This window comes from Pseudomonas sp. LBUM1669 (genome assembly GCF_059695705.1).
In genome coordinates, this window is the sequence record NZ_CP166784.1 from 1,626,986 (window position 1) to 1,637,011 (window position 10,026).

General features: G+C 57.4%; 15 protein-coding genes. 4 read left to right on the forward strand and 11 right to left on the reverse strand.

What is annotated here, in order from left to right; translation table 11 throughout:
• Positions 1-35: 35 nt before the first annotated feature.
• The 11 genes from ACA051_RS07495 to ACA051_RS07545 form a co-directional block, all read right to left on the reverse strand.
• Positions 36-1,250 (reverse strand): Arm DNA-binding domain-containing protein, encoded by a 1,215-nt coding sequence (locus ACA051_RS07495; protein ID WP_497374172.1) that lies wholly within the window; start codon positions 1,248-1,250, stop codon positions 36-38.
• Positions 1,247-1,462 carry an excisionase family protein gene (gene xisR, locus ACA051_RS07500; protein WP_008036021.1) on the reverse strand — a complete coding sequence of 72 codons (216 nt, stop codon included), beginning with the start codon at positions 1,460-1,462 and terminating at the stop codon, positions 1,247-1,249. Before xisR ends, ACA051_RS07495 begins: the two co-directional genes overlap by 4 nt.
• A gap of 166 nt (positions 1,463-1,628) precedes the next feature.
• Positions 1,629-2,048 (reverse strand): hypothetical protein, encoded by a 420-nt coding sequence (locus tag ACA051_RS07505; protein WP_497374175.1) that lies wholly within the window; start codon positions 2,046-2,048, stop codon positions 1,629-1,631.
• Between the two features lie 78 nt (positions 2,049-2,126).
• The gene (locus ACA051_RS07510; RefSeq protein WP_497374177.1) at positions 2,127-2,948 is read right to left on the reverse strand and encodes a YfdQ family protein; all 822 of its coding nucleotides are present in this window, start codon (positions 2,946-2,948) and stop codon (positions 2,127-2,129) included.
• Between the two features lie 51 nt (positions 2,949-2,999).
• Positions 3,000-3,344: a YfdP family phage-associated protein gene (locus ACA051_RS07515; RefSeq protein ID WP_497374179.1), complete on the reverse strand. Its 345-nt coding sequence runs from the start codon at positions 3,342-3,344 to the stop codon at positions 3,000-3,002.
• Between the two features lie 58 nt (positions 3,345-3,402).
• Positions 3,403-3,645: a pyocin activator PrtN family protein gene (locus tag ACA051_RS07520; protein ID WP_221106803.1), complete on the reverse strand. Its 243-nt coding sequence runs from the start codon at positions 3,643-3,645 to the stop codon at positions 3,403-3,405.
• The gene (locus ACA051_RS07525; protein WP_497374181.1) at positions 3,642-4,025 is read right to left on the reverse strand and encodes a hypothetical protein; all 384 of its coding nucleotides are present in this window, start codon (positions 4,023-4,025) and stop codon (positions 3,642-3,644) included. Before ACA051_RS07525 ends, ACA051_RS07520 begins: the two co-directional genes overlap by 4 nt.
• Positions 4,022-4,297 carry a hypothetical protein gene (locus ACA051_RS07530; protein ID WP_497374183.1) on the reverse strand — a complete coding sequence of 92 codons (276 nt, stop codon included), beginning with the start codon at positions 4,295-4,297 and terminating at the stop codon, positions 4,022-4,024. Before ACA051_RS07530 ends, ACA051_RS07525 begins: the two co-directional genes overlap by 4 nt.
• A gap of 10 nt (positions 4,298-4,307) precedes the next feature.
• Positions 4,308-4,874 (reverse strand): deoxynucleotide monophosphate kinase family protein, encoded by a 567-nt coding sequence (locus tag ACA051_RS07535; protein WP_497374185.1) that lies wholly within the window; start codon positions 4,872-4,874, stop codon positions 4,308-4,310.
• Positions 4,871-5,077 carry a hypothetical protein gene (locus ACA051_RS07540; RefSeq protein WP_497374187.1) on the reverse strand — a complete coding sequence of 69 codons (207 nt, stop codon included), beginning with the start codon at positions 5,075-5,077 and terminating at the stop codon, positions 4,871-4,873. The genes ACA051_RS07535 and ACA051_RS07540 overlap by 4 nt, the downstream gene beginning before the upstream one ends.
• A 170-nt stretch (positions 5,078-5,247) precedes the next feature.
• Positions 5,248-6,000 (reverse strand): XRE family transcriptional regulator, encoded by a 753-nt coding sequence (locus ACA051_RS07545; RefSeq protein WP_497374189.1) that lies wholly within the window; start codon positions 5,998-6,000, stop codon positions 5,248-5,250.
• Positions 6,001-6,012: 12 nt separating this feature from the next.
• Here ACA051_RS07545 and ACA051_RS07550 point away from each other — a divergent pair, with 12 nt between their 5' ends.
• The 4 genes from ACA051_RS07550 (at position 6,013) to ACA051_RS07565 (ending at position 9,918) form a co-directional block, all read left to right on the forward strand.
• Positions 6,013-6,201 (forward strand): hypothetical protein, encoded by a 189-nt coding sequence (locus tag ACA051_RS07550; protein ID WP_497374191.1) that lies wholly within the window; start codon positions 6,013-6,015, stop codon positions 6,199-6,201.
• Positions 6,202-6,534: 333 nt separating this feature from the next.
• Positions 6,535-7,023: a phage regulatory CII family protein gene (locus tag ACA051_RS07555; protein WP_497374193.1), complete on the forward strand. Its 489-nt coding sequence runs from the start codon at positions 6,535-6,537 to the stop codon at positions 7,021-7,023.
• Positions 7,016-7,222 carry a TraR/DksA C4-type zinc finger protein gene (locus tag ACA051_RS07560; protein ID WP_290023711.1) on the forward strand — a complete coding sequence of 69 codons (207 nt, stop codon included), beginning with the start codon at positions 7,016-7,018 and terminating at the stop codon, positions 7,220-7,222. Before ACA051_RS07555 ends, ACA051_RS07560 begins: the two co-directional genes overlap by 8 nt.
• Positions 7,219-9,918: a bifunctional DNA primase/polymerase gene (locus tag ACA051_RS07565; RefSeq protein WP_497374196.1), complete on the forward strand. Its 2,700-nt coding sequence runs from the start codon at positions 7,219-7,221 to the stop codon at positions 9,916-9,918. The genes ACA051_RS07560 and ACA051_RS07565 overlap by 4 nt, the downstream gene beginning before the upstream one ends.
• The last annotated feature ends 108 nt before the right edge of the window (positions 9,919-10,026 follow it).

Consider the following 10,026-nt stretch of genomic DNA (forward strand, 5'->3'; position numbering starts at 1 on the left):
AGCCCGGCGGACGCTAGCCGGGCCATGTTTTCATGTCATTCCCTGAACCCCAGCATTTTCGACACGATACCCGCCATGCTTTTGGTGTCCTTCGGTATCCATCTCCCGTAATGCTTTCGCACCATCGTTGTGTCGGCGTGCCCGAGTTGCCGGGCCACCCATTCGACCGGAACGTAACTCGACAGCATCTGGCTGGCAAAGGTGTGGCGACACTGGTTCGCACCGCGGTGGCGGACCTCTGCCTTTTTCAGATGGGCGGTAAACCAGTTGCTTAATGTCTTGCCGCTCCAGAGCAAATCGCTGGTCGAGCTGCGGAAAAGAAACCTGACTTTCATCTTCTTGGACGTGATGTTGTCGCGCTGGATAACGGTGATCTCTTCGGCTACTGCTTCCTTGGTGGAGGCAACTATCTCGCGCATTAGTTCGAGGGCGGGGTCTATCAGCTCGACCACTCGGACCCTGGAGCGTTCTTTGGGGACTTTGAATTCGCCGACGACCAATGCCCGGCGAACGTGCACCAGGCCGGCCTCGAGATCTACGTCTTCAACGGCGAGCCCGATGAGCTCGGACAGGGACAGTCCGGCCCAGCAGTTGAATTCAATCATCCGGGTGTCAGCTCGCCGGTCTAGATCCGCTTTGCCGATCAACTCGATCTCGGTGCGACTGAAGGGGTCGGCATGTTCCAGGTCGACGTCCGATCCGACGTTACTGATGCGGTCGAGCGGGTTGGCTTTCAGGATGCCGTCGCCGAAGGCATCAGCCCAGACCCCACGGACGACGGTGAAAATGTCGTTCACTGTCTTCGGGGCCAGGCCTTGCTTGAGCAGTTGCGCTTGAAACAACTCGATGTCGCTCTTGCTGATGTCGACGATCCGACGCTTGCCGAATTTCTTCTCGACGTGCACAGCCTTACTGACGTAGTTGACGACGGTGCTCGAAGCTTTGAGCGCGCGCTGAACCTCCAGCCAACGATCAATGCCTTCCTTCACAGTACGCTTTAGTGAAGGACCGCCGGTCCCCGTGAACATGGCAGCCCTGGGCGAGTTCGGAAAGTGGGCCGCGTAGTCGAAGCGGCCCTCTTTAATTTCCGCGAGGATGGTACGGCGCTTGTTGTCGGCATAGGCGATTGCGGCCTTGTTGACTTTCGAGACCCCTTCCAAGGGTTCCCGGCACCTTTGTCCGTTAAAGATGAACCAGATGCGTAGCTGCTTGCCATTCATCTCAACGCCGGTCGGCATCTTGTCGATCATGGTTTTCCTTCCATCCAACGCTCAATGGCCGCGCGGTTGTAGACGATCACGTTGGCTGGGTCGTAACGCCAGTGCTTGCCCTCGAGCCACAGGCCACGAGTGCGGTATTTGCGAACCGCTTCGGTGCTTAGGCCGAAGACTGGGTACAGCAGATCCTGGCGGAACCAGGCGCCCGGTGTGATGTGGAAGTCGAGTTTCTCTGCTGCGCTCATTGTGATTTCTCCCCTGCGCGCCGGGAGATGCCTTCGGCCTGGCGCTGCTTGCTGCATTTTTGGTGGTTGCCATGCGCTCGTGACTTGTTGCACTTGTCGCAGATGGTGTTCAGGTCGAGGGGCGGCATCTGTCCTCGGCGTATCCGGACTGTTCGGCGAAGTGCGGTCATGCGGCACTTTCCTGCGCTACCGGTTCCAGAATGCTTGCCATGGCGAGAGCCTGTTCGCGGAGCGCAATAGCGTCTCGTTCGAGTTTCTTGCCTGTGCGGAATGCGCTGAATGTCTCGGCCGCGATCCGCAGTTTTTCTGCGATGGCCAGCAGAGTCTGGCGTTCTGGTTCCCCTAGTTTTGAGGCAGCCAATGCGCGCTCATAGTGGGAGTAGAGTTGCTTGTGGTGGTCCTGCGCCTGATCAAGCGATCGATTAAGGTCCTTGATCGTCCCTGAGCTATCTGATTGCTGAATGGCCTTGCCTTCGTCGATACCTTCGATGCGGCCATCGTTCAGGCCGCCGCGATAGCCTGCCCAATAGGTAAGGCCAACAAGTACGATCAGAACGATCAGTGCGCAAATCTGAATTGATGTCATGTGCTGTGTACCTCGGTAGGGCCCGCCGTCAGGATTTTTGGTGAGAGGCTGGCGGCGGGCTGTTACTTGGGGGATTAGTTACAAGGTGGCTTCGTACAGCGGTACTTCGCCGATTGCGCTCTGGATCTTCTGGCGGACCGCGTTGTAGGCTTCTTCGAGCACTTTGTCGGGGCGCACCAGCTCGAACCACATTTGCAGGCGACCTTCCAGAATGCGATAGCGGAAGCGGGCAGGGACGCAGAAAGCGTCACCGCCGAGGAACGGTTTCACGGCGATGAAGAATTGTTCCGGGATCCGCAGTTGGCCTGCTTCGCCGGCACGCCCGTCGATTTCTTCGTTGTAGGTCAGTTGAACCTGGCCGTTGTCGAGGCGGGTGCCTTGGCGGAAGGTGATGTTTTTCTTGGCTTCCAGGGTGCGGCTGATTTCCAGCATGTCGGCAGGGCTTGGGTCGTTCGCTTCGTTTGCGCGCTGGGTGATGTCCCTGACGTTCTCTTCGATGAACTCGGCGAACGTTGCTTGATCCATGCGCTTGCGGTCGTTCTCTTTCCAGCGACCCCACTCGATGCTGGTAGGGCAACGGTACGTGGCCACGTGGTCGCGCCAGGCGGGGGCGGAGGGCTGGTGGTAGTCGATGACCGCCAAGAAGGTTCGGCCTTCGGGGCCGTTGCAGAACACTGCAGTCGCGGCATCGGCGAAGCGGTTCACGTATGCAATGAAGGACTCGGCATCAAGCACGGTGAGTTTCTGGCGCGTGCGGGTAGGGTTCGGTAGCAAGTGCTCAAGGGAGTGGACGCCCACGCCGTCAGGAAGCAGGGAAACGGGTGCTGCCAGCCCTTGATGATCAATCGGTTTGCCGATCGCCTGTGCGAGGGTGACCAGTTGTTGAATGGCTTGTTGCATTGGATGTGCTCCGCTGGGTGCTGCTGTGGTGAGAGGTTTTCGAATCTGGCGTTACGGGCTTACGTGGCGCAATTTTTCCGGTACCGGGTCTTCGCTGACTGTTCGTAACGGGAGGTCCTGTTGTCGTGGGTCGCGGCGGGTCAAGTTGCCCTCGGGAGTCAGGAAGAACAGCGATGTGCCGCGAGACAGAATCGGTTCCTTCGCTTTGACGTCGGCCTTGATAGTCATCTGGCCGCTGCCATCAGGTTTGTAGGTGAGCTTGATGGTCAGTTCACCGCTCTTGCCGGTTTGGCGGATGGCATCGACCAGGCTATGTTGGGTTTCGCTTAGTTCATCAAGTAAGCCTCCGGCCTCGATGTCCCGTAACGTGTCGATGAAGGGGCGAGCTTTGCTCATGTGCTGTGCCTCATTGAGTGGATGTTGTCTGCCCCTGGACGGCAGGGGCACCGTTGAATCAGGCTGCTTCCTCCTCCGCTTGGGCGTCGAGGAAGGCGGCCAGGTTGTGCAGGTACACCACCGGTTTAGTCCGGACTGACCTGTGCAGGTGTGTCACGACCAAAGCAATGCGCCCAGCCTTGATCTCACTCAGCAGGTAACGGTCCGTGCGGATGTGCGAGAAGTACTGTTCCCGCACTGCCGTCAGAGACGGGCAAGGTGTGGCGAACTGCTTGCGAAGCTGGTCGAGGGTATTGCTCATGCAGCGACCTCCCCGAACCCCTCCGCAGGGGGCACCAACTTGAGGCGGATCAGTTCGGCGAGGCTTTCTTTGCTTTTGCCAATTCCGGCGGCGCAGACGTTGCCTTTTGCATCAGCGACAACGGCGCCGAATGGATACTCGGGCGAGTTGGTCGGAGTGACATAGGCAACTTGGCCTTCTTGAATCACGTTGTTGACACAGCGAAAGACCTCGGCCAGTTCCACTGTGCTGCAAGGCATGCTGTCCAGCAGGTCAATCGCTTCGCTCGCGGCGCCGATCAGTGTTGCGCGGCTGACTACGCCCGGGCTGTCCAGGTAGATGGGGATCAGTCTCAGGGCGCCGAGAGCTTGGGTGTAGGCATTGAAGTAGTTGGTTTTCATGCGGCGGCGTCCTTGTGCGTGATGGTGATACCCAGCTTCTTGACCAGCCATTGCACGCCAGCCTCGGTGACCATCACCACGGCGTAATGCTTGTAAAGGTTGGTGGTCCCGATTTGGACGCTGCGCGGATCTGAAAACAGATTGCCGCCACCACGGTGGTGGCTGGCAAGGTCGCCGCTTTGCGTCAGCACGTGGAGCGCACGCAGTTGCTCGCGGAATTTCCGGGGTTTGAGTCCGAGCACTGCGGCGGTTTCGTCAAGGGTGCGGTTCATGGCGCTGTCCTCAGGCGACTGCTGCACGGGCGTGCAGCGTGTCCACGATGTCGTTGACGTTCGTGAACAATTCATCGAAGGAGCCATCGTTTTTCAGCCGCAAGTCGCCTGGAGCAATCTGGATTCCGTTTTCGCTGCTGTGCGTTTTTACGGGTGATGCCACCACGCGATCCATGTGAAGTACTACACCGCCGCGCTTACGGATGAAGTCCGCTTCGTTGTTGAACCGAACGTCGCTGACTACGAAGCCACGTGCGGTGTCGTGGGTGCGTGCCAGTAGGTCTAGGTTCTGCGCGGCCAGTAGCAGCCACAGTTCAGGGTGCACGTTGTCGCGGCCCCACTCTGTGCCTAGGGACTGCATTAGTTCGCGGGGTGAGCGTCCCAACCATAGCAACGCTTGTTCCTTTTGCTCGCCTTCGAAGTCACACGGACTCAGGTTGAGGATGTGCATCAGGCCGTCACGCAACGGATCAGCGAACGCGTAGGACTGGAATCCGTGATTGTTCACCAGGTGTTGTGCCGCAGTGTCTTTGCCCGAGCGAGCACGCCCAGCAAGGCCGATTAGAAGTGTCGTCATGCCGCGTCACCCCCGATCGGCGAGTGGCTGTCATCGGCTGCGGCATTGTTGAGAGCCTGGATGGCCTCGGTGCAACCTTTGGGGGCGGTGATCACCAGTAGGCCGGTGCGGCGCTGGATGGCTTCTACTGCTGCGCGGCTGCTGCATGCTGCTGGGTGCAGGTAGACAGGGCAGCGGGTGTTGCTGTGCTGTGTGGTTTGCATGGTTCGTACTCTTGGTGAGAGGTGTACGACGCAAACTATACGAATGCTCATAATTTGAGTCAATGCGTATTTGCATAATCAGTATTGTAGGCGTAGAAAAACCCGCTCTCTGGCGGGTTTATTTGGAGTGTGCAGCTCTGGTCATCACAGCTGCACGGCTAAGCAATAGGCTAGCCCCCTACGCCGCCACCTCTCCAGATGACTCGACCTAAAATTGGCATTTCATGAATGGCCTCCTCGGAGACCGGTTCGTCTGGATTCGCTATTTTGTCCTGGTTGTCACTTCTTATGACCCAGGTACCAGAGAGCTGCTGAGTCAGTCTTTTTATGCTGTTGCCACCATCTGGTCGGCGGATTACATAGACTTGTTTGTCTCTCGGCTCAGTCTGCGACGTGTCGAAAAGTACAACATCCCCCTCAAAAATGTACGGCTCCATGCTGTCGCCGTGGGCATAGATCACGAATAGATTTTCGGGTTTTGCTTTCATTCGATGTAGCCAGTCACGCTTAAACGCTAGTCCCTCGGTGGTTTCGACGTGTTCATTAAGGTAACCGTATCCACAGGATCCTTTCGCCGTAAATTGTGGAATCAACGCGTAGTCCGTTGCGCTTGGCGAGCCTGTATTAGCCGCCTCGGTTCCGGAGCCGAAAAGAAGCCAGTCAGGGGTGACACCCAGAGGTCTGGCTAGTGCTTCTACAGTTGGCTTTCTAGGGCTTGAGCTTTCGCCTGATAAAATTCTGTTGATCGTGGGCTGTGGGACCGACGACCTACGACTTAGCTGGCTCTCGTTCAATCCAAGCTCACGCATCTTGTTGCGAAGACGCTCTGAAATATTCACCGGCGTACCATACGTATTCGAATTATGCGAATTGTATTGCGCCCAGTTATACGTTTTTGTATGATTTGTTATGCGAATGTTCATTGGGGCAGAGTCATGACAATTCAGGAGATGCTTGCCTATCTAGCGGGTCGAGGATTTTCTCAAAAAGCGATAGCAGATGAGGTCGGATCAACGCAGCCAACTATTCATCGAGCAAGTAAAGGGGCGGGGATTTCTTACGAAACGGGGAAGGCAATTGAGCGCCTTTACCTTCGTGAAAAAGAAGCAACTGATCTGAGTTAGGCAGCTTTAAAGGGTGCTGGTCTGGAGCCTCTCACCATAAGAATCCTCCAGCCCAGCGGTGGTGGTACGCAGCACATACCGTACCGCCACTTGAAACACCGGCCTGAAACCTCTCACCAAAGAAACTCCAGGCCGGAAGCAACGAGCTACACATGGTACATGCAAGTCGCTACATAGCGCGTCGGCCCAGGACCTCTCACCATAAGAATCACCTGGGCCGACTGGAACGATGAACCGTGCTGCACAGCACGATTCGCACAGCACATCGGTCGTGGTCGTAGAATAGAGCGTGTTGGACTCTACGGCCACACCGTAAACAGGGGATTTACGGTTATGAGTCGCACAGATCTTTTGCCGGACGCTGGTCCGGTCCTTTCTCTGCGTCATGCGCTTTACCGCGCCGGGCGTGATTATCGGGGTGGCATCACAGCCCTGGCTTTCGACATGGTCATGGATAACGACGCGCTTCAGAAGAAACTGAAGCTCGACGAAGAGCGCCGCTGGCTGACGCCGGACGAGCTGGAAGAAGTTGTCCGGCTGACGGCCAATCCATTGCTGCTGGATGCGCTGATGCGCCCTGCCGGAGTGGTTTGGTACAAACCAGTGCCGGTGCCAGCAACCTCGGAAGCGCTGAAGGCGGTTGGAAATGTTTTGGGTGAGACTGCAGAGTTCGTATCGAGCATGCATGAAGCTGCCCGGGACAACGTCTGGGAGCTTCATGAGGTCCTCGCGTTGGAGAAGCACGGAGCTGATGTGATCCGTGGAATTCTCGGCATCATGGCGGGTGCCCGTCAGGCGATGGAGGATCGCAAAGATGGCTGACGATATCGATCGCGCTAACGACCAAGCTCAATATCTGCTCGACATTGCTCTTCACCGTAGTCGCCGTATCCCTTCAAATCGCGTCAGCGCTCAATTCTGCGAAGACTGCGATGAGCCAATCCCGTTGCTTCGACAGCAGACGATTCAGGGTTGCCAGACCTGTGTCAGTTGCCAGGGGTTGCGGGAGCGGCGCAGATGACTGATCACGACAACCGATTGCCTACTGCTGATTGGGCTCAGTTTTACGTTGATACGTTTGGTTTGGCGCTGGTTCCGATTGAGCCAGGTCAGAAAGGCCCGAAGGGGATGGGTTGGAACAAGCCGGGTGGGTACTTCACCGATTCGGCGAAGGCTGCGGCGTTCTGGACAAAGAAACCTGAGCACAACCTTGGTGTTGTGCTTGGTCCCAGCCGTATCTGTTCCCTGGACGTCGATGACGTGCAGTGGACGCGCCATGTTCTCTATGACCAGCTGGAAATTGATCTTGATGCGATGGCGTTGGTGTTTCCGACGGTGGTGGGCAACCCAGCACGCTTTCGTATTATGTTCCGCGTCCCTGACGGTCTTGAACTAAGCCGTCATTCGCTGGCGTGGCCCAACGAGAAAGATCCTGACGGATCGATACACAAGGCGCTGATCGCCAAGGCAAAAGCTGCGAAGGAAGCCGGTGATGCGGCGGGTGAAGCCGAGGCGCGGGCTGAGGCGGACGAATACCAGCGCATTACGGTGTTCGAGCTGCGCGGTGGGTTGGTGCAGGATGTATTGCCACCATCGATCCACCCAGACACGGGTAAACCTTACACCTGGCGCACGCCGCCGAGTGTGAGTGATGGCTTGCCGATGCTGACTCCGGAGTTGCTGTCCATCTGGAACAACTGGGACATATTCAAGCGCGATGCCGAGGCGGCGTGTCCATGGGCGCCAAAGCCGAAAAAACCGCCGGTCAAGGTCATCAAGCGTGCGCCACCGGCAGCCGGTAAACCCTCGGTGATCGACGAGTTCAATCGCAGTCACGACGTTGAAGAGCTGCTGCGTGCCCACGACTACATTAAGCGCGGCAGTAAGTGGCTGTATCCACACAGCAGCACCGGGCTGCCGGGTGTGACGGTCAGTGATGATGGCAAGGTCTATTCGCACCACGGCGCTGATCCACTCGCGAACGGGCACCAGAACGACGCGTTTGAGGTGTTCTGTTTGTTGCAGCATGGTGGCGACCAGTCTCGGGCCGTCAAGGACGCCGCACGATTGCTGGGTATGCAGCATTCTTCGCGACCGGACCCGCGTGATCTTCCCCCGACCCCATCAGGTGACCCGAGCGAGCCGAGCTGTACGCCGGACGAAGGCGGCGAGGCCGCTCCGGCTTCTGACGGGGGGGCGGGGGAGGCACTCACGCTTGAACAGATTCTGCGGCGGTATGCGCTGGTGGAAGGCACCACTCACGTGTGGGACTTCGACCAGTCACGGGTGATGAAGAAGTCTGCGTTCGAAGCGCGTGTCGGCAAGCCGCTGGCGAAACAATGGGCGGAAGATACCGAGCACCGCAAGCTGATATCCGATGACCATGTGCGCGACATCGAGCAGTCGCGGCGGATGGCGGGCAAGAAGGGCGGTGCCTTCGGGATGCCGCCAACCGAGCGTTACGTGTACATCGATGGCACCAAGGACGTTTGGGATCGTGAGAAGAAACGCCGCGTTGCCGAGGGTGCCGTGAAAATGGCCCTCGGTGACACGTACCCATTGTGGCTGAACAGCAGCGAGCGGCGGGTGGTAGACGTTGACCACATTGTTTTTGACCCGACGATGACGAAGGACCCGAGCATCTACATCAATACCTTTGATGGCTTGCCGCTGGAGCCGCTAAGGGACGATGCCGCATGTGCCAACTTGCGGTGGTTGATCTCATTTCTATGTAACCACGATGAAAATGCGGCGCTCTGGTTGACTCGCTGGCTGGCGTTTCCGCTGCAGCATTTGGGCGCGAAGATGGATACCGCTGTGCTGATGCACTCCAGCATGGAGGGCTCGGGTAAGAGTCTGTTTTTCGCCGATACCATGGGCAAGTTGTACGGCCAGTACGCCGCGACAGTCGGACAGACTCAGTTGGAAAGCAATTTCAACGCCTGGCAAAGCCGGAAGCTTTGGGCTGTTTTCGAAGAGGTGGTCAGCCGCGATCAGCGATACAACCAGGTGGGCAAAATCAAACACCTGGTGACGGGCAAAACGGTGCGGATGGAATCCAAGTTCATCAACGGCTGGGAGGAATCCAACCATATGAACGCGGTGTTCTTGAGTAACGAGATCATGCCGTGGCCGATCAGTGACAGCGACCGTCGGATGTTGGTTGTCTGGCCTTTGGATACTTTGCCGGTGGAGCGCCAAAAAGCCATTGGCCGCGAGCTGGAGCAAGGCGGTGTCGCAGCTCTTTATGGCTGGCTGTTGTCGGTTGATTTGGGCGACTTCAATCAGCGAACTCGTCCGCCATCCACTGACGCCCGTGAACGGCTGGTGGCCTTGAGTCGGGCTGGTTGGCAGACGTTCCTACACCTGTGGAAATACAGCGAGCTGGGTCAGGGACTCTGGGGGCCGTGTCTTTCCACGGACCTTTACTCGTTGTTCCTGGAGTGGTGTCAGCGCAACAAGGAACACGTGATGAGTCAGACGAAGTTCTCGCTGTTCATCAATTCCGAAGTGGAGAAAACGCGATCGATACCTTGGACCGATGGGAATAATCGCAAGTTTGGTGCGTTCTTCTTTCCGGTTGATCAGGATGCTTCCCCGCCCCCATCACTGAAGTCGGCCGTGCTTGGCGCGGTGGTTGTCAGCTGGCGAGCAAACGCGAAGCTAGCAGGGTGGAATGTGGACAGCTGGGATCACATTAAGGCAGCTGCCGCATGACTACGCCTAAAAGTGTGTTGGGTGTGTCGGGTGTGTGTCGGGTTGGTTTTGGCTACCCAACACAGTTTCAGTCCTTTGTTTGCGTGGGCTTCCGGCTGTTGTGTTGGG

What these genes read in the sequence shown, in the direction of transcription:
- ACA051_RS07495 (WP_497374172.1), bottom strand. Translation starts at nt 1,250, where the DNA reads ATGATCGACAAGATGCCGACCGGCGTTGAGATGAATGGCAAGCAGCTA.
- xisR (WP_008036021.1), bottom strand. Translation starts at nt 1,462, where the DNA reads ATGAGCGCAGCAGAGAAACTCGACTTCCACATCACACCGGGCGCCTGG.
- ACA051_RS07505 (WP_497374175.1), bottom strand. Translation starts at nt 2,048, where the DNA reads ATGACATCAATTCAGATTTGCGCACTGATCGTTCTGATCGTACTTGTT.
- ACA051_RS07510 (WP_497374177.1), bottom strand. Translation starts at nt 2,948, where the DNA reads ATGCAACAAGCCATTCAACAACTGGTCACCCTCGCACAGGCGATCGGC.
- ACA051_RS07515 (WP_497374179.1), bottom strand. Translation starts at nt 3,344, where the DNA reads ATGAGCAAAGCTCGCCCCTTCATCGACACGTTACGGGACATCGAGGCC.
- ACA051_RS07520 (WP_221106803.1), bottom strand. Translation starts at nt 3,645, where the DNA reads ATGAGCAATACCCTCGACCAGCTTCGCAAGCAGTTCGCCACACCTTGC.
- ACA051_RS07525 (WP_497374181.1), bottom strand. Translation starts at nt 4,025, where the DNA reads ATGAAAACCAACTACTTCAATGCCTACACCCAAGCTCTCGGCGCCCTG.
- ACA051_RS07530 (WP_497374183.1), bottom strand. Translation starts at nt 4,297, where the DNA reads ATGAACCGCACCCTTGACGAAACCGCCGCAGTGCTCGGACTCAAACCC.
- ACA051_RS07535 (WP_497374185.1), bottom strand. Translation starts at nt 4,874, where the DNA reads ATGACGACACTTCTAATCGGCCTTGCTGGGCGTGCTCGCTCGGGCAAA.
- ACA051_RS07540 (WP_497374187.1), bottom strand. Translation starts at nt 5,077, where the DNA reads ATGCAAACCACACAGCACAGCAACACCCGCTGCCCTGTCTACCTGCAC.
- ACA051_RS07545 (WP_497374189.1), bottom strand. Translation starts at nt 6,000, where the DNA reads ATGAACATTCGCATAACAAATCATACAAAAACGTATAACTGGGCGCAA.
- ACA051_RS07550 (WP_497374191.1), top strand. Translation starts at nt 6,013, where the DNA reads ATGACAATTCAGGAGATGCTTGCCTATCTAGCGGGTCGAGGATTTTCT.
- ACA051_RS07555 (WP_497374193.1), top strand. Translation starts at nt 6,535, where the DNA reads ATGAGTCGCACAGATCTTTTGCCGGACGCTGGTCCGGTCCTTTCTCTG.
- ACA051_RS07560 (WP_290023711.1), top strand. Translation starts at nt 7,016, where the DNA reads ATGGCTGACGATATCGATCGCGCTAACGACCAAGCTCAATATCTGCTC.
- ACA051_RS07565 (WP_497374196.1), top strand. Translation starts at nt 7,219, where the DNA reads ATGACTGATCACGACAACCGATTGCCTACTGCTGATTGGGCTCAGTTT.